Raw genomic sequence first — 22,098 nt, 5'->3', positions numbered from 1 at the left:
CCAATAATTGAAAAAATAGTTTGCCCGTACTATAAAGAAACATCGTTATGGCCTGCAACCTTAGCTTGGAAGTTTATCTAAGGTAGATGACTATCTCATCCATATATTGCGTTATTGCAAAGGGATCTATATGAATAAGCACCACTCCAGCTTTTCGCCTTACCCTATTCAGCACGAGCTTGGTAAAGGCGGTTGCTCTTCTATTATTCACAGGGAAGACAACATAGGCATTCGTCACGAGCATTTGTTACAAGACTCAACACCCAGCCGTTTCTACCAAGCCACCGACAAGTGCTTCCTGTTTATTTTATCTGGCGAGCTCTTTCTAAAAAGCCAACACAATGAGATACACCTTAAAAAGAACCAAGGCAGCTGGCTGCCCAGTACTGCAATCACAGTAGCAACCTTGTTATCACCAGAAGTCCGACTCTGTATTGTTACCTTTTCCACTTACCCGAAACAAACCGAGAAAGTCACTCAATTCAATAAGGTATCATCCGGCAACATCACCAGTATTGTGGAAAAAAGTGGTGTCACCATATGGCCTCTGTATCAAGGAGAAGAAGGGGTTATCGCCATTCATAGCTATCCAGCACACTATAAAGAAACCCCTTACTATCATAAGCACACTGACCAATACCTACTCTGCTTAGACGGAAAAATGGCCTTATCAATCAATAAACAGGCGTTCGAATACTGCCCTGATATTGGACAGCACCTGCCAAAGATGACACGCAAAGCCGTGTTCAACCCTAACAACAAAAGCATTACCGTACTGAGCATCACTACCCCTTACCCAGAAAAAGGCCGCGTACTCGCTCTGTAAGCGCCGCGACACTAGCGCATCACCAAGGCGGTGAGCACGTGATCCTCCCACTGGCCATTTATTTTCAGATAATGTTTAGCGTAGCCTTCTTTAACAAAATTTAATTTCTCCAGCACCGCAGCACTGCGTGCATTTCTAGGCATGTAATTCGCCTGAATTCGATCAATACGACACTCTTTTCGAAGGTATTCATTACCGGCGCTTAAGAATTCATGCATCAGTCCTTTGCCCTGCTCAGACTCTCGTAAGCTGTAACCAAGGTGACAAGACTGAGAGACCCCTCTGACCAGATTCGAATAATTCGCGTAACCCAACATACGGCGCTCATCAGGGGATAAGAAACAAAAGGCAACACCTTGATCTTTAAGGAAATCTCGGCGCATTTCACGGATCCGCAGTTTGCATAAAGCGGTAGAGTAATAAGCGTCTGTGCGCAATGGTTCCCAAGGAGCAAGGAACTCTTTTTCCTCTATTACGTAGGCTTTCAACAAGTCTACTTCTGACTCATCTAATATTTTAAGAACGCCTCGTGCGGTTTGAATACGGGGAAAACGTGATGAATGATCCGGTAAATTCGTCTGTTGAAATGAGTGACTTTCGACGACCTCAACCAATCGTAAGTGATACGAATCAAACCAAAATTGCTCAGCCAAAGACAGCGTTCGTCTCAATATTGTATTGTTCAACCAATGCTCAGCCGTGTCGCGATCTTGCCAATAAGTTAATAGTAAATCGGTTTCGCCTAACGAGCATTCTGCGGCAATGAATCCGGCTTGCTCTTTGGCCAAATCAATCAACTTATCGATCATAATCCGATAAGTCATATTCTCAAGCATAACACTGCTCGACAGTATCACAGCATAACAAGGCATACTGGGTTGAGAAGACGTCGTCATAATCATCCTAGTTAATGAAACGGTTCTTAAAAATGACACTCTTACTGTTTTTTATACGAAGCCAGCTTAAGCATGAATCTGCCGATCTTAAAACAAGGGGAAAACACACTTTGACCCAAAGAAAACACCCTCATCAAGCACCATAACAACATCAGGCTAAGACCTAAACACAGTGCCTTAGCCTGAATATCCGCGCTTAAGATAAGTAAGTAGAACCTCGCAATACTTTTTGATAGGTATCAATTAGCTTTGCCTGTTCCTGGCCATCTAGATCACTTGCAGAGACTTTCTCTTGATAGCGTTTTAACAAGGCTTGCTCATCATAGCTTACGTACTTAAGTACGTCCTGAACACTGTCCCCCATCAACACATGGTCAATTCTAAAGCCATCTTCCGTCAGATAAACGTCCACAGAGCTAGTGTCACCGAAAAGGTTATGTAAGTCACCTAAGGTTTCTTGGTAAGCCCCAACTAAGAAAAACCCCATTAGATAGTCTTCATTGATCGGAGGCGGCGGCAACGGCAAAGAAGACTCAATCCCCTGGCCATCCACATAACGATACAAACAACCATCTGAGTCACACGTAACGTCTTGTATTTTGCCTCTAAAAGACGGCGCTTGATCCAATCCTTGCAAGGGCAATACAGGGAACAACTGATCAATCCCCCACGCATCTGGCATGGATTGAAACACGGACAAATTAACAAACAGCTTTTCCGCCAAACGTTCATTCAGCTCATCGATCACCGGACGATGCCCACGGTTGCGGTTGTCTAATTTTGGCAACAAGTTACGACACGCCACGACAAAAAGGTTTTCGGCTTGAGCGCGCTGTTCAAGATTCAGCTGGCCGTGATTATAAAGAGTCAGGCTGTCATTAAAGTCATCTAACAAATCATGATAAATTTCGACCAGTGATCGAGTATCGCTTTCTTCGTTATTTTTTAAACTTTGGTAACAGTCCCAAAGGCGCTGTATTTCTAACACGCTGTCTGCATCTGGTGCTTCAATCGGCAGCAATTCCGCGCCGTGAGAAAACACATCCGCAATCATCATGGCATGGTGCGCCGTGACCGCACGACCGGATTCTGAAATCAGGTTTGGATGAGGCAAGTTGTATTGGTCACACACATTATGAAAAGCAAACACCACGTTATTCGCATACTCGCTAATGCTGTAGTTGGCAGAATAGGCACTTTGTGAGCGCGTTCCTTCGTAATCCACACCCAGTCCGCCGCCAACGTCCACCCACTTCACAGGCACACTCATTTGATGCAACTCAGAATAATAACGTGCGCACTCTTTCAGACTGTTCTGAATATCACGGATTTTGGTGATTTGAGAGCCGAGATGGAAATGAATCAACTCAAGGCAATCCAGCATGTCTAAATCACGCAAACGATCAACCGCACGCAACAGTTGCGAGGTGGTCAAACCAAATTTGGACTTTTCACCACCACTGTTACTCCAATGCGTTGAGCTCGTCGACGCCAAACGAATACGAATGCCAATACGAGGCTTAACGCCTATTTTTTTCGCTTCGTCTAAAATAAGATCCAGCTCATGCAGCTTTTCAACCACAATAAACACTTGGTGACCCATTTTTTCAGCCATTAACGCCAAGTGAATAAACTCACGGTCTTTATAACCATTGCAGACAATAATGCCGTTAGGGTTTTGGTGCATCGCAAGCACCGCCATCAATTCAGGCTTACTGCCGGCTTCTAACCCTACCGTCGACGGATTGTCAGGTTGGCAACCCGCTATCTCTTCTACGACTCGGCGCTGCTGGTTCACCTTAATCGGATAAACAATCGAATAGTTCGCTTTATAATCATAATGCTCGATGGCTTGGCAGAATGATTCCGTGATCTTTTCGATTCTTGAATGCAGAATATTAGGAAAGCGCACTAAACAAGGATAAGGAATACCCTGCTCTTTCAGGGCTTTCGAGAGTTCAGTCAAATCAATGCTATTTTCTCTGTCTGGCAGCGCAATGGCACGGCCTTGATCGTTAATAGAGAAAAAACCAGCACTCCAGTGAGTGACATTATAAAGTTCAACAGAATCTTTCACTGACCAAGGCTTCATATTGCCTCCTAAAATTCAAATAAATACATCAAAACAAATCCCGCTGAGTGACATGAAATCAGAGCCTCAACCGCACTTGCCCTTATTTAGATTGTTGTCATGAGATAATAAAAAAGCGGGGCTAAGGGGGACTCCCTCAACTCCGCTCTTTTCAGTACTGTAATAATAGCTTAAGAAACGCGTTCGCCGTGAGCTTGCTTATCAGCGTGGTAAGAAGAACGTACTAATGGACCACAAGCAGCATGCTTAAAGCCAAGTTCTTTTGCCACTTCTTCATAACGCGCAAATTCTTCAGGCGGTACAAATCGCGCCATTGGGAAATGGTGTTTTGAAGGTTGCAAGTATTGACCAATCGTCAACATATCCACGTTATGAGCACGCAGATCTTTTAACACTTCAACGATTTCTTCAAACGTCTCGCCTAAGCCCACCATCAAACCTGATTTGGTTGGCACTTCTGGGCAACGATCTTTAAAGTTCTTGAGCAAATCAAGAGACCATTGGTAATCAGAACCTGGACGCACTTGACGGTAAAGGCGAGGAATGGATTCTAAATTGTGATTAAACACATCTGGTGGTGCAAGCTGCAAGATGTCCAACGATGTTTCCATGCGCCCACGGAAATCCGGCACCAAAGTCTCGATTTCAATGTTAGGGCTCAAAGCACGAGTTTCATTGATACAATCAACAAAATGCTGCGCACCGCCATCTCGTAGATCATCACGGTCAACGGAGGTAATCACCACGTATTTTAATTTCATGTCACGAATGGCCGCCGCAAGCTCTTTTGGCTCATTCGGGCTTAATGCATTCGGACGACCGTGAGCAACATCACAAAAAGGACAACGGCGCGTACAAATTTCGCCCATGATCATGAAAGTCGCCGTACCATTACTGAAACATTCCCCTAAATTAGGGCAGTTCGCTTCTTCACATACAGAGGCTAGCTTATGCTCACGCAGTGTCTGCTTGATACGAGCAATTTCAGGAGAAGCAGGCATACGCACACGAAGCCAATCTGGCTTGCGTGGAATTTCTTCTGTTGGGACAATTTTTACTGGGATGCGGGCCATTTTATCGGCGCCACGAAGTTTTTCGCCTTGGACAACGCGTTTGCGTTCTGCAGTCATTCTATTTCCACCCTTGTTGGATAGTCGGATGTTTGTATCCGAGCTGTTCAGCAAGCTGGTTCGCCAACTGAACTTTAACATTAGAAAAATCGACCTGACTGCTCAAGCGAGCCATATCGACCATCTGAAGACCTTGATAGCCACATGGATTAATACGATTAAAGGGGGATAAATCCATATCCACATTCAACGCTAAACCATGAAAAGAACAGCCTCGGCGAACTCTTAAGCCCAAGGAAGCGATCTTTTTTTCATCTACATAAACACCTGGGGCATCTGGCTTGGCATACGCCTCAATATCATTGAGCTTGAGAGTCTCAACAATGGCATTCTCTAACACACTGACCAAATCCCTTACGCCTATTCCAAGGCGTTTGAGATCAATCAGTACATAAGCTACCAGCTGGCCTGGGCCATGGTAAGTAACCTGCCCGCCTCGATCCACTTGAATAACAGGAATATCTCCTGGCGCCAGTAGATGCTCTTCTTTACCCGCTTGTCCTTGCGTAAATAAAGAAGGATGTTCAAGTAACCAAATTTCATCTTGATCTTCTTTCGAGCGAACTTGGGTGAATTCTTTCATTCGTTCCCAAGTTGTCTCGTAGGCAATCACGCCTAAATCACGGCAAATAAGGTCCTGATTCATTTATAGAACCATCTTAACCGCTTCAAGCGCCATAAGATCCTTATGCAAGTTTGCTAGCTGTTCTTCACTCTGAGCCAAAATACGGAAGCTGTAGCTGACAAAACGTCCCTTGCTTGAGCGATTGATATTAGTCGCTTCATTGCCCATTTCTGGAGCATGCACTTGCATGCATTTCACAATATCCACATGACAGTTATCAAGATCAAGTGCCACCACTTTAATCACATAGTTGTCACATGGAAATTCAATCTTGGGCGCATCAACTGCATTTTCAGCTTGATCGCCATCTTTTGTAATCAGAGCCATCGATAGTCCACTAGATCCTAAGACCTAAAATAAATTCATGAAGAAAAGTTTGATTTTATCAAATATACGCTTAAAGAAGCCACCTTGTTCAACAGGCTCAAGCGCAACAACATTGCGTTCTAATACAACATTGCCAGCGGTACCAACAACCACTTTACCAAGCACATCGCCCACTTTGATTGGCGCTTCAATTTCAGGGTTCATTTGTAAGCTTGCAGGAAGCGAGTCCGCATCTTGGCGCGGCAATGTTACCAATACGTCATCGGTAAAACCAACTTTCACTGTATTTTGGCTACCACCCCAAACACGGGCATTGTTCACCACTTGGCCACGGCTATAAAGCTTGCGTGTTTCGTAGTATCGGAAACCGTAATCCAATAATTTCTGAGATTCGCTGGCACGAGCTTCATCTGATTTTGTGCCCATGACAACGGTAATCAAACGCGTGCCATTGCGTACGGCAGAAGCGGCCAAGCAAAAACCAGCGGCTTCAGTATGGCCTGTTTTCAAACCATCTACGGACTTATCACGCCATAACAGACGATTGCGGTTAGGCTGACGAATGTTGTTATAGGTAAAGTACTTTTCCGCGTAAATTGGGTAATTTTCAGGGAACTGAGTAATGGTCGCACGCGCTACGATCGCAATATCGTGAGCACTAGAGTAATGATCGTCTGCTGGGTAGCCCGTCGCATTGACGAAATGAGAGTCTTTCATACCAAGCAGTTTAGCGTGCTGGTTCATCAAGTCAGCAAAAGCAGACTCACTGCCTGCAATGTGCTCTGCAATCGCGACAGTCGCATCATTACCAGACTGAACAATCATGCCTTGCATCAGTGTCATTAATGGCACTCTTGTGCCTTCACGAACGAAGGTACGAGACCCTTTCATGCGCCATGCTTTTTCACTGATGGTGACTTTATCATCAACACTGATATCACCGCGAGCTAGCTCATACTCAGTGATGTAAGCCGTCATTAACTTAGTCAGGCTGGCTGGCGGTAGTTTTTCATCCGCATTGTGAGACACTAAGATATCGCCGGTGTAAGCATCCATTAGGATATAACTGCTAGCGGCAAGTTCTGGTGGCGCAGGAATTAGCGAAGGCTCTGCGTGAACGGCATTGGCTGTTATGCCAAGAAATACGGATAAAATAATTAGGAGTCGCTTCATACTCTACAACATCGTCTGGTTAAAAAAAGTTTACAAATGATACTAGAGAGAAAAATGAATCTCTAGTCTATGAAATTCGCCTTTACAGTTACATCGCAACTCGTACTGGCTTTGCAAAGCCTGCATCATAAAGCCTTTTTTGCCAATTAGACAGTTCTACATCACTGCCATAAGGGCCTACTAATACTTTATAAAGTGCATCGCTGTGCTTCACTATCTCGATATTAATTTGCGTATCAAAGACAGAAAACAGTTGGTTTTTCAAGCGTTCGGCCGCTTCCTTTGTTGAAAAAGCCCCCAATTGCAAGTGCGTAAAAACAGGCACTTTCGACACCGAACTTGAAGGTGCCGCAATTGACTTAGAGGTCAATATAACAGGGGGATTAGCCTCTTTCTTAAGGCCTGAAGAAGCGTTGGGTTCTGGCTGATAAACACCCCCTTTTGGCGGCGTTATGGCTTCGATTCTCACGTGAGCCAAGCCTTTTTTCTGATAATCCAAGCGCACCGCGGCCGCGTAGGAAAGATCGATCAATCGGTCCCCATGAAAAGGCCCTCTGTCATTCACTCTAACAATCACAGAACGCTGATTATCCAAGTTGGTGACTTTTAAATAGGTCGGTAAAGGCAGGGATTTATGGGCAGCAGAAAAGGCATACATATCATATGTTTCCCCATTTGATGTGGTATGACCATGAAATTTCATGCCATACCAAGAAGCCGTTCCTTCTGCTACGTAGCCCTTAGCAGATTTCATCACCCAGTATTTCTTACCCCAGACTTCGTAAGGGCTTTTATTGCCGCCTCGACTTTTAGGTTCCCATTTAGGCACCAAGTCAGGCAAATGGTCTACTTTGACATCGTGGTCAGGAGCGTGATCCTTAAGAATGGTATAACGCCCTCCAGCGGAGGCTTTATCATACTCAGCAGAACTCATTGTATTACCGGTGCAACCACTCAATAACACAAGGCACGCCCCAATTAATAACCATAAACCACGATGTTTAATCATTCTTTCCTATGCTCTCAGCAAGCTCCAATACTGACATGGCATAACGTCGGCTTGGGTTGTAATCCATGATAGTAAAAAAGTTCTCATAAGCCAGCCAATAAGAGGTTTCATCCTCCTTGGTGCGCAAGCCCACTAAGCCCATTTTCTTTGCTAAGAAAGGTTGCGTTGGCAACACTTTCAACGCCGCCCACTGGGCCGCTGTTTTGATGGGTTTTCTGTCTGCGTTTATCCATTTTGATACCGCATCTGGACTGTCCACCTGAGCCATTACCAAGTAAGGTTGCTCGTATTCCCAGCCATGGTGACGCAAATAATTTGCCACACTGCCGATGGCATCTGCATCTGAGTGCCAAAGATCAACATGACCATCGCCATCATAATCCACCGCTAACTTACGGTAATTGGTTGGCATAAACTGCACCATACCCATGGCCCCACTATAGGACCCCTTTGTCGCGCCAATGTTCCAATTATTTTCACGCGCCAATAATAAATAGGCACGCAGTTCATTCTGGAAGTAAGCTTGTCGTCTTGGGTAATCAAAGGCGAGCGTGGTTAATGAGGTGAAAACATCTTTCGAACCGGTAATGCGCCCGTAATAGGTTTCAACCCCTATCAAAGCCACAATGACGTGCCAATCAACGCCATATTCTTGCTCTGCTTTTTCTAACCAATGTTTGTTTTTCTGGGCAAAAGCCTTACCACTGGCAACCCGTTGCGCATTGGTAAAACGCGAGCGATATTCATAATAAGGGGTAATGGATTCTGGTTGATTGTTGGATTTTTGAATGACTTTTTCACGTATTTTTATCCGTGAAAACGCCAATTCTAGCGTATTTTTATCAAAGTGATCTTGCTTCACTAAGCGGGCAATAAAGGCTTTTACTTGCGGGTTGGCTGCATAAGAGTCTGCTTTATCTTCAGGCGCATCATCGAGCAATTGATTACTGACACCCAGCTCATCACCCAACGCTTGTTCCTTCACTTGCCCAGCGCTACTGCACCCGACCAAGCCAAGCACTAGTAACATCCCTACTGCTAGTTTCATCATCATCTCGCCCTTTTATGTGTTTGTACCGACATCAAAATTCCAAAGGTCGCCATAATTGTTATGATGGACGTACCGCCATAACTGACCAAGGGCAAGGGTACCCCAACCACAGGTAAAATGCCTGACACCATGCCGATATTTACAAACATATAAACAAAAAAGGTCAGCGTTAAACTGCCTGCTAATAGGCGTGCATAATTGTCTTCCGCTGTTGCGGAGATATACAAACCACGAGAAATCACCAACAAATAGGAAAAAATCAGAATACCGCAACCGAGCATGCCAAACTCTTCACCCAATACCGCAATAATAAAATCCGTATGGCTTTCTGGTAAAAAGTTTAACTGTGCTTGCGTGCCTTCGAGCCAACCTTTGCCATACAGACCGCCCGAGCCAATCGCGGTTTTAGACTGAATAATATTCCAGCCAGAACCTAATGGGTCGCTTTCTGGATTCAAAAAGGTCAATACGCGCTGACGCTGATAATCGTGCATAAAATGCCAAAGCACATAGCCTGCAGCAGGCGCTGACACGGCGGCCCCCAGAATATAGCGCCAACCAAGGCCCGCCAAAAACAACACAAAGATGCCCGACACGGCCACCAATAACGCGGTTCCTAAATCAGGTTGCCTAGCCACCATCAATGCGGGGGTAAAAATCAACGCTAACACCACCACCACTTCTCTAAATTTAGGCGGTAACTGGCGATCAGAAAAATACCAAGCAATCATCATTGGCATGACGATTTTCATGATTTCAGAGGGTTGAAAACGCAAGCCACCAGGCAGTGCCAACCAACGCTGCGCACCTTTCGCACCAACGCCAAACAGCAAGACACCAATCAGCAACATGGCCAAGAAAATAAACAAAGCCGGTGAGGCTCTGCGCATGTATTTAGGGGGCAGTTGCGCCAAGCCAAGACACACCCCCATACCGATACCAAAACGGAGAATTTGTCGCTCTACCATTTCCATATCTTGACCAGACGCCGAGTACAAGACAACAAGGCCACCGGCCATCAGCAGCAGTAGCGCACCAAGCAACAAAATATCGACGTGAATCAGCTTCCAAAGGCGAGCGTTCGCAAATGACAGCGCTCTTCTATAAACATTATCACTCACTTCGCATTACCTTTTAAATAGTCGTACTTTTTAGGGTACTTACCGTCGATATAAGCATCAAAAAGTTTCTTCGTTAAATCGGCCGGTTTGGCAGCCCCGCCGCCATTTTCAAAAATCGCAAAAACGGCAATCGTCGGCTTCTCCGCTGGCGCAAAAGCAATAAACAAACCATGGTCATGAAGCCGCTTCGCCAGTTTGTCCGCTTCATATTCCTCACCGTCTTGCAGACTAAAGACTTGCCCTGTCCCTGTCTTACCGGCAATGGCGTAATCCGTCCCCTGTAAGCGCCTTCCTGTGCCCTTAGGATCGGTAATCACTTTGCGCATTGCGGTAATGATTTTTTCCCAGTTGCGCTGGTCTTTTAGGATGATGTTATGAACACCCCCTTCTTTGCCCTCAAACGTCGCAGCTTTGTTGCCAATTGTCTGCGCCATGCGTGGGAAATAATAATGCCCGCGCGCCGCAATGGCGGAAACCGCCGTTGCAATCTGAATCGGTGTGGCCACCATGAAACCTTGGCCTATCCCAACGTTTACTGAGTCCCCTGGGTACCAAGGCTCATTGTATTTGGCTTTTTTCCACGCATTGGATGGCAACAAGCCGATGCTCGCACCGTTTAAATCTAGCAACACACTTTTCCCAAAACCAAAGCGTGTCAAAAAGTCATGGATCGGGGTAATGCCCATTTTATTCGCTAACTGGTAGAAATAGGTGTCCACCGATTCGATGACCGCACGCTCTAGATTAATCCAGCCATGACCGCCTCGTTTCCAATCACGATAACGACGTCCACCGGGATTAATTTGGTAATAACCACGAGCAAAATAACGTTCAGTCCATGAAGAGAAACCATATTCTAGGCCAGCCAGCGCCATAAACGGCTTAATGGTCGAAGCCGGTGGGTAACCACCACGTAAAGCACGATTAAACAAAGGAAGGTCTTTTGAGTTGCGCAATACGGAATAGTCTTTATAAGAAATCCCCCTAACAAACAAATTAGGGTCAAAGCCGGGCTTGGAGACCAAGGCTAAAATACCGCCAGTATTCGGATCTATGGCCACCACAGAGCCTTTGTAATTACCGAGTAAGTCGTAGGCGTATTGCTGCAAACGCGCATCCATATACAAATGAACGTCTTTACCTGGGACCGGATTCTCTCGCCCCAGCTCATCCATGATACGACCGCGCGCATTCACTTCGACTTTCTTAATACCTGGCTTACCAAACAAGGTGCTTTCGTAATAGCCTTCGACCCCAGTTTTACCAATAAACAGAGCGCCTTGGTAAGCCTGCTTATCCACTCTTTCTAAATCTTTGGTCGTAATACGCCCAACGTACCCAACGGCATGAGCAAACGCTTTGCCATAGGGATAATAACGAGTGAGCTGAGCCTCAACCTGTACGCCATCTAACTTATAAAGATTCACGGCAATACGCGCCCACTCTTCATCGGTTAACTGGGATTTTAAGGTAATGGATTGATAAGGCCGACGATAGTCTTTCAGTTTTTCATCAAACTGATCCCATTCGTCCGGACTAATATCGATCAACCCAGAGAGAATTTTGCGCAGCTGAGGCATGCTTTTAATGCGCTCTGGCGTCACCGTCAAACTGTGAATAGGACGGTTATCGGCGAGCACCACGCCATTGCGATCATAAATCAACCCACGTGGTGGTGGCTCAGTGACCAGCATCACACGGTTATCATCGGCTTTGGTTTGATAAAGTTGGTAATTTAAGACTTGGAGGTAAAACAAGCGAGCCATCAAGACGCCCGCCAAGAGCAACACTAAAAGGCCCGCAATAATAATACGCGATTGTGTCAGTGTTTTTTCTTGATTGTAATTGCGGAAGTTCTTATATCGACGGCTCAACGAACGATCCTCTATCTATGGTACGGATGATTATTCATCAAGGTCCAAGCACGGTAGATTTGCTCAGCAAGAATAACCCGAACCATAGGGTGTGGCAGTGTCAAACGAGAAAGCGACCAGATTTGATCGGCTTTCGCTGTACAACGGGGGTCAAGCCCATCAGGGCCACCCACCAACAAACTGACATTATAACCTTCCATGCGCCAGCTCTCGGTCTGATCTGCCAACTGATGCGTTGACCACTCTTTACCGAGGACCTCCATTGCGATTACCTTATCTCCCTGAGGAATCGCATCGAGCATCAGATCACCTTCTTTGCGAATTGCTTTAGGTATATCGGTGTTTTTCCCGCGTGGTGACATTGGGATTTCCACCAATTCTAAAGCAAAATCTTTGGGCAATCGCTTGGCGTAATCGTCATAGCCTTGCGTTACCCATTTCGGCATTTTAGTGCCGACAGCAATCAGTCGAACGCGCATTGCAAAACCTTAAATCGATTCTGGTTTAATGTCCCAAAGTTTTTCTAGGTCGTAAAAAGCTCGCGCTTCTTCGGTCATGACATGAACAACAACATCATGAAGATCAACCAACACCCAGTCGCTTCCTGTACCGCGTCCTTCAAAACCTAAAGGCTGAAGACCATTAGACTTTAGATGCTCAATAACATTCTGCCCCAAACCATTCACATGACGCTTAGAGGTACCGGTACAAATAACCATGAAATCCATCATGTCTGTGTGTTTTGAAACATTCAACACAGTGATCTTATCACCTTTGACATCTTCCAGTGCTTCCACTGCTAAAGCTAAGATTTGATCCGCTGTGAGATTAGGCTGACTCATAAAGTTACGTTATCCTGATATAATTGATTTTGTATTATGTATGTTTGTACGGGTTCTGGTAGCAGATACGCAATGGATTCCTGTTTTTTACGCAGGGCTCTTATCATACTCGAAGAGATCTCCAGAGACGGTAGCGTTTCTAACCAAATAAAACCTGAGGGCGCGCATTGTAACTCATGCGATGAAGCGGCACGATAGTTTTCGCAGAAAGCGCTTAATTCCGAAATCAGATCCGGCTCCCAGCCCGGTCGAGACACCACCAAAATATGCGCATACTGGATCAATGCCTGCCAATCCGCCCAAGTTGGGATCGACAAAAAACTGTCCATTCCCAACACCATGATCAAGGGCTCATCTGGGCCAATCTCAGAACGAATGTCTTTTAAGGTATCAATCGAGTAACTCGGCCCTTCACGCACAATTTCTCGTCGATCAACGGACAAACGCGAATCGCTCGAAATCGCCATTTCAACCATTGCCAGACGCTGTGCCGCGGTAATGCTAGGCAGACCTTTATGAACTGGCTGAAAACAAGGAACCAAACGCAAAGACTCAAAACCAAAACGGTCGAGGATTTCTACCGCCGCCCTCAGATGCCCATTATGTATCGGGTCAAACGTCCCTCCCATAATGGCAACGCCAGAAGCTCGCCCCAGATGCTTGGTATTAATTGTCACGGGTGTGGCCATCCCCTAGCACTATGTACTTCTGGCTGGTTAAACCAATCAGACCGACCGGTCCACGGGCGTGGATTTTATCGGTAGAAATACCAATTTCGGCACCCAACCCATATTCAAAGCCATCCGCAAAAGCGGTCGAGGCGTTCACCATCACAGAAGACGAATCCACTTGCGTCATAAACGCACGGGTCTTAGAGTAATTTTGAGAAATAATGGCATCGGAATGGTGAGAGCCATAATGATTGATATGCTCGATGGCTTCCTCCATGTCAGCCAGAATTTTAATCGAAAGCTTAGGAGCAAGGTATTCGGTAAACCAGTCTTCTTGTGTGGCGACTCCGATCGCTATGTCTGACGCAGCAGACCCAGCTACAATGGTTCGAGTGGCGTCACAACCAACCAACTCAACCCCTTTCTCATGAAAGGCCGACACCAATTTTGGCAAAATCTGCTCAGCAACCGCTTGATGAATCAACAAAGACTCCATGGCATTACAAACACCGTAACGACGCGTTTTGGCGTTCAACGCTATATTAAACGCCTTATCCAAATCTGCCTCATCGTCGATATAAACATGGCAATTACCATCTAAGTGCTTAATAACAGGCACTCGAGCGTCTTTACTAATGCGCTCTATAAGCCCCTTGCCGCCACGAGGAACAATCACATCTACGTATTCAGGCATGGCGATCAAACGCCCCACGGCATCACGGTCCGTCGTATTTAATACCTGCACGGCACTTTCTGGCAAACCAACGGCCTTAAGACCCGCTGTTACCGCTTCTGCAATCGCTTGGTTCGAATAAAACGCTTCTGAACCACCACGTAAAATAGTGGCATTGCCTGATTTCAGGCATAAGCTGGCGGCGTCAATGGTGACATTTGGTCGTGACTCGTAAATGATACCGATCACACCCAATGGCACGCGCATTTTTCCTAGCTGAATACCCGATGGGCGATACAACATATCGGTAATCTCGCCAATCGGATCCGGTAACCCAGCCACTTGTTTGAGCCCTTCAATCATGCCATCGATGCGCGCATCACTGAGCAGCAAACGATCCAATAAGGCAGCATCTAAGCCCTTTTTCTCACCATTTTGAATGTCTTTGGCATTTTCTTCTATCAATCGAGGTCGTGCCTTTTCCAACGCGTCCGCCATGGCTAATAGCGCATTGTTTTTATGCTCTGTGGACGCTTTAGCAAGCAAGCGCGATGCCGCTCTCGCTTGCTGACCAATCTGATTCATATAGGATTCTAAAGACATTTTTAATCTCTAATTCGGTTAAAAAGTAACGCTCTAATCGCAGAAATTTATCGTCCGCGCAGCTCTCTTGCCAGTATACTAACACAAACTATTTAATCCTTTAGCCTTGAATTCGATGAAAAAAAGGAAGCAAGCTTGTCTGCTCCAACGCACTTTAACCTAACCACAATTGGCCTAGTCCACTCCTGCTACAAAGAAAAATTTGGCATTCCAAGACAACCTGGGCTTGTCACTGAGGCAACCGCCAAGATCGAACTACTACCGCCTTTTAACCGCTTGGATACGCTTGATGGATTAAGCGATTTCTCTCACATCTGGGTTCAGTTCATTTTTCACGCCACCATGACAGAAAACTGGAAAGCCAAAATACGGCCACCTCGACTGGGCGGCAAGGTCAAAATGGGGGTGTTTGCCACTCGCGCGACACACAGACCCAACCCCATTGGGTTGTCGGTTATAAAGCTTGGCAATATTTACCAAGAAAAGGGCAAGGTTTTTATCGAGCTACTTGGCGCCGACTTACTCGATGGCACCCCAGTACTCGACATCAAACCTTATATTCCCTACGCCGATAGCATCCCCGATGCCCAAGGCGGCTTCGCCCCACAAGCAGATCGCACCAGTGAGGTTGTTTTTTCTGAGCTAGCCGATCGCCAGTGCAACCATTACCAATCATTGCATCAGCGAGATATTAAGACTTTAATTAAACAAGTCATCGAGCAAGATCCTCGCCCGTCCTACTTACAACAAAAAGACGGCAAAGAGCATGGCATAAGATTATGGGATCTGAACATTAGATGGCGCGCTCATCCAGAGTATTTTGAAATACTCCATATAGAACAAACCGAATAGGGAGAGCAGGTATGAATAAAAAAGACTTTCTAAAGACCTATCAAAACATAGACAAATTGAAGCAAGCAGACGTTTCAAACAGCGAATCAACGCCGCCACTGTATCGCTCTCCTTATGATGAGAAGCTCATCAAAGACATGCATTTTGCTAAATTTCAGAAGAACCTTCAGCAAACACAAGAAAACAACTCACTGAAACAATTATTAGAAAAAGAAGACTGGGACGAAGAGGACACGAAAACACTTCTCAAATCGCTTCGATGAAGCGTCACACAGAGTCTATACCCACAGTTATCCACATGTTTTATGTATAGTTTTCTTGTCAACGCGTTATCGTAAATTTGACATAAAAAAAGCGGGCCTAAGCCCGCTTTTTAATAGCCAATGAAAATCAAAACTTAGTTTTGGTTTTCTAGTTGAGCTTTGATCAAATCACCGATAGTGGTAGGACCGTTCGCTTCAACTTGCTGTTTCTCAGAATGAGATTTAAGCGCAGCTTTTTCTTCAGTAGCATCTTTCTGTTTGATAGAAAGTGTAATAGTACGAGCTTTACGATCAACACTGATGATCGCTGCTTCTACTTTATCGCCTTCTTTCAATACAGTTGTTGCATCTTCAACACGCTCACGGCTGATTTCAGATACTTTCAAAGTAGCTTCAACGCCTTCAGCTAGAACAACAACCGCACCTTTTGCATCTACAGAAGCAACAGTACCGTTTACGATAGTGCCTTTGTCGTTTTCAGCAACGAAACCAACAAATGGGTCTTCTTCAAGCTGTTTAACGCCAAGAGAGATACGCTCGCGTTCTGCATCGATAGACAATACAACAGTCTCAAGAACATCACCTTTCTTGTATGCACGAACCGCTTCTTCACCCGTTTCTTCCCAAGATAGGTCAGACAAGTGAACAAGGCCGTCGATGCCGCCGTCAAGACCAATGAACACACCAAAGTCAGTGATAGACTTGATTGCGCCAGAGATTTTGTCGCCTTTGTTGAAAGATGTAGCAAACTCTTCCCATGGGTTCATGGTGCACTGCTTGATACCCAAAGAGATACGACGACGTTCTTCGTCGATATCAAGGATCATAACTTCAACTTCATCACCGATCTGAACAACTTTAGATGGGTGGATGTTTTTGTTAGTCCAATCCATTTCAGATACGTGTACTAGACCTTCTACGCCTTCTTCAAGTTCAGCGAAGCAACCGTAATCAGTCAAGTTAGTAACTTTAGCAGTTACTTTAGTACCTTCTGGGTAACGTGCTTTGATAGCAACCCATGGATCTTCACCCAATTGTTTAAGACCTAGAGACACACGGTTACGCTCGCGGTCAAACTTAAGTACTTTAACGTCGATTTCATCGCCAACAGCAATGATTTCACTTGGGTGCTTAATGCGTTTCCAAGCCATGTCAGTGATGTGTAGAAGACCATCAACACCACCAAGATCAACGAACGCACCGTAGTCTGTAAGGTTCTTAACGATACCTTTAACTTCTTGGCCTTCTTCTAGAGAAGCAAGTAGTGTTTCGCGTTCAGCGCTGTTAGTCGCTTCCATAACGGCACGACGAGATACAACAACGTTGTTACGTTTTTGATCAAGCTTGATAAGTTTGAACTCTAGATCCACACCTTCTAGGTGAGACGTGTCGCGGATTGGGCGAACATCTACCAAAGAACCTGGCAAGAAAGCACGGATGTTTGCGATATCAACTGTGAAGCCACCTTTGACTTTACCATTGATAACACCATTGACGATGGCGCCTTCTTCGTAGGCTTTTTCAAGAACAGCCCAAGTTTCAGCACGTTTCGCTTTTTCACGAGACAATTTAGTCTCACCGAAACCATCTTCAACAGCGTCAAGTGCAACTTTAACTTCGTCGCCGATGTTAACATTGAACTCACCACTTTCCGTTAGGAACTGAGCACGAGGAATTACGCCTTCAGATTTAAGACCTGCATGAACAGTTACCCATTCGCTGTCAATATCAACAACAATACCAGTAACAATTGAGCCTGGCGCCATTTCGACGGTTAACAGGCTTTCTTCAAACAGTTCTGCGAAGCTTTGAGTCATTGTATTTCCTATATAGTTGACCAAAAAATTTTGGTCTTATCCGTATCACCAGCAAATACGGGTCAATTTTTATGATTATTGCGATGGAAGCGTTGCTGGTCTCCCACCGACTTGAATAACATTTAGACTATTCTAGCACATTTTACACGCACAAAAGAACAGGCTATATCAGACCAGCCTTCACTGATTCAGCAAAAACGATCTCAACAACCTCTTCAATAGAAAGATCTGTACTATCAATAACCAGCGCACCAGCGGCTGGAACAAGCGGCGCTATGGCTCGATTCGCATCGCGCTCATCTCTTTCTTTAATAGATTGTACCAATTCTTCTAGATTAACCGCCTCACCTTTTTGTTGCAATTGAAGTAAGCGGCGCTGGGCACGCTCTTCTGCAGACGCGGTTAAGAAAATCTTAATGGGCGCATTCGGGAACACAACAGTGCCCATATCTCGACCATCTGCAACTAGTCCTGGTGCTTGAGCAAAAGCGCGCTGACGCAACAACAAACCCTCACGCACTTCAGGAATCGCCGCTAGTTTGGACGCATTGTGCCCTACTTCTTCGGTTCTGATCGCTTGGGTGACGATCTCACCCTCTAACACGATTTCGACTTTACTTTCTTCTGATTGCTCGAACTGAATATCTAAATGTTCAGCCAACACTTTCAGCGTGTCCGCGTCTTCTACTGACATCCCATGATGAGACACCGCCAACGCCAACAAACGGTACAGCGCACCACTATCAAGCAAATGCCATCCCAGCTTCTCTGCGACCAACTGACTGACAGTGCCTTTACCGGCACCACTTGGACCATCAATCGCGATGACTGGAGCTTGATTTATCATAAACATTCCTCTTAATTTCTATTGCACTACTGCACAGTGAAAACCCAACTGCGCCGCAACACTCCCTAACTCAGTAAACTCTTCTAATAATTTTTGGCAATCATTCACCTTGGTCACTTCTCGGCTACGCAGCCCCAGCGCCAACATAGCCAATGCCAAACGATAATCACCAGCACAATCAACCTCACCACCAAGCGGAACCCCACCAGTGATCGACAAGTTGCCTGAGCTGTATTCACAAACGATGCCAAAATGTGTCAGCGCGTCCACCAAAGACAAAATTCGATCTTCATAATAATATGGCAGATCCGATAAGCCTCGAATAACACTCACTCCGGAGGCATAAGCCGCCGCAACACACACAAACGCTAACTCATTGCGCAAACCATAAACATCCGCCGCCGCTAACTCAAAACAAGACAAGGGCGCAAATGACACATCCAGTTTACCGACCTCAAATCCTGCCGATTGCTGCTCTGCAACTCGAATATTGGCGCCAATGCTTTGCAAAAAAGACACATAAGGCGACGCCATTTCACCGACAAACGCATTCTCTATGGCCAACCTAGACCCTGGGGACAATACGGCAGACAGCGTCAACCACGCGGTTTGGTTAACGTCTCCGGGCAGTTCAATGTCTGCCCCTTGAGGCGTTGCAGGCACAAGACTGACAACACTACCGTTAAGCGAAACATCCAAACCGAAGCAGGAAAACAAGGCCTTCACCTGTGACACACCATATTTGCACGCCTGTAACTCGGCGCCTTCTGGGGAATACAACATGGCCAGCAGCGCGGCAGCATGAAGCCTTTTCGAGCCACTGTTTAACACCAAGGACACTCGCTGAGAGGTGGATGGCGCCAAAGAAACAGGCAAGCAGTCCGCTGTGGCGGTCATTACATGACCCCCCATAGAGCGCACCAAGTTAAACAACGCCTTCATCGGTTGGTTCAATAATGCCCCTTCACCGACCAAGGTAACGGGGAAATCCTGTCCAGCCAACACTGGCAACAGCAAATGCAAACTCACACTAGACTGATGCACATTAATCGGCGCTATTGGTGCTTTTAGCCCTTTTAAGCCAACCCCATGAACACGCAATTGGTCTGCAGCCACCTCTTCAATCACCACCCCCATATCTCGAAAGGCCTGAACCGTAACACGAACATCACCGGTTAGATCGACGTTGCGTAAATGACTCACCCCATGAGCAAGACAAGCTAGCGTAATCGCTTTATGTGACAAAGACTTGTCGCCGGATAAAGAAACACGGCCTTTTATGGAAGACGCGGGAGCAACACTAATAGAAACCGGACGAACTTCTTTAGGAACAGCAGAGGTTCGCTGTTCCAACAAACGAAGAAAATGATCACGAGCGGATTTCGCCCGAGTAAAAACACCAAACATACTGGCGCCATCACCCTGCTCAATAGCCGTTCTCATCACCGCTAAACGCTCAGTAAAATGATCTAACGTTGCCAGTGTCGCTTCTTTATTAGATAAGAAGACATCACGCCACATAACAGGATCACTGGAGGCAATACGAGTGAAATCACGAAAACCGCCTGCTGCGAATTTAAACACATCCTGACTTCGATCACTGTTCGCCAGCGCATCCACCAAGGTATACGCCAATAAATGCGGCAAATGACTGGAAGACGCAAGCACATGATCGTGATGTTCCACATCCATGCTCACCACATCCGAGCCCACAGCGGACCACAATTGATGCAAACGATCCAGCAGCGCCGGATTACTGTCGACCAAGGGAGTCACAATCGCCATGTGCTTTTCAAACAACTGGGAATTGGCCGCCAACACACCGCTTTTTTCCGCACCAGCAATAGGGTGACTCGGAATAAAATTAGCAGGCACTTCACCAAATACTTTTTTAGCCGCACTCACCACGCTGCCTTTTGTGGAACCCACATCCGTCAGCAAGGTCGTGTCTTTCAAATGCGGCTGTATTTCTAATAACACAGATTCCATCGCCCTAACTGGGGTCGCTAAGACAATCACATCCATGTGCGCAATGTATTCTGCCGTCAAGGCGGCAGGGTAATCAATCACACCTGTCGACACCCCTAACGCCAACTCGCCCTCTCTACGGTCGGCACCGTAAAGAGTGGCTAAGCCTTTTTCTTTTAGCGCTTTGGCGAAAGATCCGCCAATCATGCCCAGACCAACAATCAACACATTACCGAACGGCTTTCCCTCTCGCTGAGAGTCGAGCACGTTTTCTGAGTCATTTCTATTCACAAACAACACCAATTATTAGACTAAAGAACGGCAACCGGGTAAGAGCCAAGCACTTTTACTTCAGAAGCTCGCCCTCTCAACTCCGCAATAACCGCCTGACAGGCTTCATCTTGATAATGGCCGACAAAGTCTATGTAAAAGATATAACCCCAACGACTCATTAACGAAGGTCGTGTTTCAAGACGCGTCATATCAACACCATGGCGCTCAAACGCTTCCAACAAGCGGTACAAAGCACCCGGCTCGTTTTTCGCACTGATCAACAAGGAAGTCTTGTCCTTACCACTTGCCGGCACATCTTGATTACCAACAATCAAAAAGCGCGTCGTGTTATCAGGACGATCTTCAATATTGGCAGACACCGTCATAAGACCATACAATTCACAGGCTACTTCGCCAGCAATGGCAGCCACTGCGCGACCGTTTTTGCCCGCCTCAGCAGCAAGACGCGCCGCTTCAGCATTAGAACTCACCGCCACACGCTCAGCATGCGGCCAGTAACGATCCAGCCAAGCACGGCATTGCGCCAAGGATTGTTGATGAGAATAGATATGCGTTACTTCGTCTGCATTACTGTGTGGACTCACCAATAAATGGTGATGAATACGCACTTCCACTTCCCCACAGATTTTCAACTGCGAATCTCGAAAGCTGTCTAAGGTGTGATTTACCACACCCTCGGTGGAGTTTTCTACCGGCACCACTCCATAATTGGCGGCCCCCGATTCCACCTCGCGAAACACTTCGTCTATCGCGGCCATCGGCGCACTAACAATAGATTTACCAAAATGCTTCAGCGCCGCCTGTTGCGTAAAGGTCCCTTCCGGCCCTAAAAACGCAATGCGCATCGGTTTTTCCAGCGCCAAACAAGAAGACATTATTTGGCGAAAGATCTTCGCCATTTCTTCGTTGCCAAGCGGCCCTTCATTACGTTCCATCACGCGACGCAACACTTGAGCTTCACGCTCCGGACGATAAAACACCACGGCATCGCCGCCTTGCTCAGCCAGCTTTACTTCCGCTACTTTTTGAGCACACTGCGCCCGCTCATTTATCAAAGCCTGAATTTGCGAGTCAATGGAATCGATCCGATCTCTCAGCAAAGGCAATGTTTCAGGCACAGACTGTTTCGTATTTGCCATAATAA

General features: G+C 46.1%; 21 protein-coding genes. 3 read left to right on the top strand and 18 right to left on the bottom strand.

From position 1 onward, the window contains the following. The first annotated feature begins 130 nt into the window (after window positions 1-130). Window positions 131-826, top strand: coding sequence for a hypothetical protein (locus tag E0D71_RS09675; protein ID WP_133003103.1), 696 nt, complete (start codon window positions 131-133; stop codon window positions 824-826). Between the two features lie 11 nt (window positions 827-837). On the opposite strand, the gene E0D71_RS09670 is transcribed toward E0D71_RS09675, so the two are convergent. The 14 genes from E0D71_RS09670 to E0D71_RS09605 all read right to left on the bottom strand — a co-directional run bounded on the left by E0D71_RS09670 (window position 838) and on the right by E0D71_RS09605 (window position 14,913). After that, the gene (locus tag E0D71_RS09670) at window positions 838-1,722 is read right to left on the bottom strand and encodes a GNAT family N-acetyltransferase (protein WP_133003102.1); all 885 of its coding nucleotides are present in this window, start codon (window positions 1,720-1,722) and stop codon (window positions 838-840) included. 196 nt (window positions 1,723-1,918) lie between these two features. Then, window positions 1,919-3,814 (bottom strand): biosynthetic arginine decarboxylase, encoded by a 1,896-nt coding sequence (gene speA, locus E0D71_RS09665; protein ID WP_133003101.1) that lies wholly within the window; start codon window positions 3,812-3,814, stop codon window positions 1,919-1,921. Window positions 3,815-3,984: 170 nt separating this feature from the next. Next, window positions 3,985-4,944 (bottom strand): lipoyl synthase, encoded by a 960-nt coding sequence (lipA, locus tag E0D71_RS09660; RefSeq protein ID WP_133003100.1) that lies wholly within the window; start codon window positions 4,942-4,944, stop codon window positions 3,985-3,987. Between the two features lies 1 nt (window position 4,945). After that, window positions 4,946-5,590, bottom strand: a complete 645-nt coding sequence (gene lipB, locus E0D71_RS09655) for a lipoyl(octanoyl) transferase LipB (protein ID WP_133003099.1) — start codon at window positions 5,588-5,590, stop codon at window positions 4,946-4,948. Further along, complete coding sequence (locus tag E0D71_RS09650; protein WP_133003098.1) at window positions 5,591-5,896, bottom strand: DUF493 domain-containing protein; 306 nt, start codon at window positions 5,894-5,896, stop codon at window positions 5,591-5,593. A gap of 24 nt (window positions 5,897-5,920) precedes the next feature. Next, window positions 5,921-7,069, bottom strand: coding sequence for a D-alanyl-D-alanine carboxypeptidase family protein (locus tag E0D71_RS09645; RefSeq protein WP_133003097.1), 1,149 nt, complete (start codon window positions 7,067-7,069; stop codon window positions 5,921-5,923). 88 nt (window positions 7,070-7,157) lie between these two features. After that, entirely contained in the window at window positions 7,158-8,078 is a 921-nt protein-coding gene (locus E0D71_RS09640; protein ID WP_133003096.1) for a septal ring lytic transglycosylase RlpA family protein, read from the bottom strand. Next, window positions 8,071-9,129 (bottom strand): lytic murein transglycosylase B, encoded by a 1,059-nt coding sequence (gene mltB / locus E0D71_RS09635; protein ID WP_133003095.1) that lies wholly within the window; start codon window positions 9,127-9,129, stop codon window positions 8,071-8,073. The genes E0D71_RS09640 and mltB overlap by 8 nt, the downstream gene beginning before the upstream one ends. Beyond that, window positions 9,129-10,250 (bottom strand): rod shape-determining protein RodA, encoded by a 1,122-nt coding sequence (gene rodA, locus E0D71_RS09630; RefSeq protein WP_133003094.1) that lies wholly within the window; start codon window positions 10,248-10,250, stop codon window positions 9,129-9,131. The genes mltB and rodA overlap by 1 nt, the downstream gene beginning before the upstream one ends. Then, on the bottom strand, window positions 10,247-12,124 hold the full coding sequence (mrdA, locus tag E0D71_RS09625) for a penicillin-binding protein 2 (RefSeq protein ID WP_133003093.1): 1,878 nt from the start codon (window positions 12,122-12,124) through the stop codon (window positions 10,247-10,249). The genes rodA and mrdA overlap by 4 nt, the downstream gene beginning before the upstream one ends. 11 nt (window positions 12,125-12,135) lie before the next feature. After that, the gene (gene rlmH / locus E0D71_RS09620; RefSeq protein WP_133003092.1) at window positions 12,136-12,603 is read right to left on the bottom strand and encodes a 23S rRNA (pseudouridine(1915)-N(3))-methyltransferase RlmH; all 468 of its coding nucleotides are present in this window, start codon (window positions 12,601-12,603) and stop codon (window positions 12,136-12,138) included. Between the two features lie 9 nt (window positions 12,604-12,612). Next, window positions 12,613-12,966: a ribosome silencing factor gene (rsfS, locus tag E0D71_RS09615; RefSeq protein ID WP_133003091.1), complete on the bottom strand. Its 354-nt coding sequence runs from the start codon at window positions 12,964-12,966 to the stop codon at window positions 12,613-12,615. After that, window positions 12,963-13,643, bottom strand: coding sequence for a nicotinate-nucleotide adenylyltransferase (gene nadD, locus E0D71_RS09610; RefSeq protein WP_243712008.1), 681 nt, complete (start codon window positions 13,641-13,643; stop codon window positions 12,963-12,965). Before nadD ends, rsfS begins: the two co-directional genes overlap by 4 nt. Beyond that, a complete protein-coding gene (locus E0D71_RS09605) occupies window positions 13,633-14,913 on the bottom strand; it encodes a glutamate-5-semialdehyde dehydrogenase (protein ID WP_133003089.1) in 1,281 nt (426 codons plus the stop codon). The genes nadD and E0D71_RS09605 overlap by 11 nt, the downstream gene beginning before the upstream one ends. A 135-nt stretch (window positions 14,914-15,048) precedes the next feature. Here E0D71_RS09605 and tsaA point away from each other — a divergent pair, with 135 nt between their 5' ends. Then, complete coding sequence (gene tsaA, locus E0D71_RS09600) at window positions 15,049-15,765, top strand: tRNA (N6-threonylcarbamoyladenosine(37)-N6)-methyltransferase TrmO (protein WP_133003088.1); 717 nt, start codon at window positions 15,049-15,051, stop codon at window positions 15,763-15,765. Window positions 15,766-15,776: 11 nt separating this feature from the next. Next, a complete protein-coding gene (locus E0D71_RS09595) occupies window positions 15,777-16,028 on the top strand; it encodes a hypothetical protein (RefSeq protein ID WP_133003087.1) in 252 nt (83 codons plus the stop codon). Between the two features lie 134 nt (window positions 16,029-16,162). On the opposite strand, the gene rpsA is transcribed toward E0D71_RS09595, so the two are convergent. The 4 genes from rpsA to pheA form a co-directional block, all read right to left on the bottom strand. Beyond that, the gene (gene rpsA / locus E0D71_RS09590; RefSeq protein ID WP_133003086.1) at window positions 16,163-17,845 is read right to left on the bottom strand and encodes a 30S ribosomal protein S1; all 1,683 of its coding nucleotides are present in this window, start codon (window positions 17,843-17,845) and stop codon (window positions 16,163-16,165) included. Between the two features lie 163 nt (window positions 17,846-18,008). Continuing rightward, the gene (cmk, locus tag E0D71_RS09585; protein ID WP_133003085.1) at window positions 18,009-18,692 is read right to left on the bottom strand and encodes a (d)CMP kinase; all 684 of its coding nucleotides are present in this window, start codon (window positions 18,690-18,692) and stop codon (window positions 18,009-18,011) included. A gap of 18 nt (window positions 18,693-18,710) precedes the next feature. Further along, entirely contained in the window at window positions 18,711-20,951 is a 2,241-nt protein-coding gene (locus E0D71_RS09580; RefSeq protein WP_243712007.1) for a prephenate dehydrogenase/arogenate dehydrogenase family protein, read from the bottom strand. A gap of 20 nt (window positions 20,952-20,971) precedes the next feature. Then, window positions 20,972-22,093, bottom strand: coding sequence for a prephenate dehydratase (gene pheA / locus E0D71_RS09575; protein WP_133003084.1), 1,122 nt, complete (start codon window positions 22,091-22,093; stop codon window positions 20,972-20,974). Window positions 22,094-22,098 lie beyond the last annotated feature (5 nt).

Origin of the sequence: Marinomonas sp. KMM3893, from assembly GCF_004352855.1 — a bacterium.
In the GTDB taxonomy this organism is placed as follows: Bacteria; Pseudomonadota; Gammaproteobacteria; order Pseudomonadales; family Marinomonadaceae; genus Marinomonas; species Marinomonas arenicola.
The sequence above is the reverse complement of the archived record's forward strand: the minus strand, read 5'-3'. Positions and strand labels throughout refer to the sequence as shown.

Bases quoted from the DNA above. Each gene is read 5' to 3' on its own strand.
- lipA (WP_133003100.1), bottom strand. From the start codon at position 4,944: ATGACTGCAGAACGCAAACGCGTTGTCCAAGGCGAAAAACTTCGTGGC.
- cmk (WP_133003085.1), bottom strand. From the start codon at position 18,692: ATGATAAATCAAGCTCCAGTCATCGCGATTGATGGTCCAAGTGGTGCC.
- rpsA (WP_133003086.1), bottom strand. From the start codon at position 17,845: ATGACTCAAAGCTTCGCAGAACTGTTTGAAGAAAGCCTGTTAACCGTC.
- E0D71_RS09670 (WP_133003102.1), bottom strand. From the start codon at position 1,722: ATGACGACGTCTTCTCAACCCAGTATGCCTTGTTATGCTGTGATACTG.
- E0D71_RS09605 (WP_133003089.1), bottom strand. From the start codon at position 14,913: ATGTCTTTAGAATCCTATATGAATCAGATTGGTCAGCAAGCGAGAGCG.
- lipB (WP_133003099.1), bottom strand. From the start codon at position 5,590: ATGAATCAGGACCTTATTTGCCGTGATTTAGGCGTGATTGCCTACGAG.
- rlmH (WP_133003092.1), bottom strand. From the start codon at position 12,603: ATGCGCGTTCGACTGATTGCTGTCGGCACTAAAATGCCGAAATGGGTA.
- E0D71_RS09645 (WP_133003097.1), bottom strand. From the start codon at position 7,069: ATGAAGCGACTCCTAATTATTTTATCCGTATTTCTTGGCATAACAGCC.
- E0D71_RS09640 (WP_133003096.1), bottom strand. From the start codon at position 8,078: ATGATTAAACATCGTGGTTTATGGTTATTAATTGGGGCGTGCCTTGTG.
- E0D71_RS09675 (WP_133003103.1), top strand. From the start codon at position 131: ATGAATAAGCACCACTCCAGCTTTTCGCCTTACCCTATTCAGCACGAG.
- speA (WP_133003101.1), bottom strand. From the start codon at position 3,814: ATGAAGCCTTGGTCAGTGAAAGATTCTGTTGAACTTTATAATGTCACT.
- mltB (WP_133003095.1), bottom strand. From the start codon at position 9,129: ATGATGAAACTAGCAGTAGGGATGTTACTAGTGCTTGGCTTGGTCGGG.
- E0D71_RS09650 (WP_133003098.1), bottom strand. From the start codon at position 5,896: ATGGCTCTGATTACAAAAGATGGCGATCAAGCTGAAAATGCAGTTGAT.
- pheA (WP_133003084.1), bottom strand. From the start codon at position 22,093: ATGGCAAATACGAAACAGTCTGTGCCTGAAACATTGCCTTTGCTGAGA.
- E0D71_RS09595 (WP_133003087.1), top strand. From the start codon at position 15,777: ATGAATAAAAAAGACTTTCTAAAGACCTATCAAAACATAGACAAATTG.
- rsfS (WP_133003091.1), bottom strand. From the start codon at position 12,966: ATGAGTCAGCCTAATCTCACAGCGGATCAAATCTTAGCTTTAGCAGTG.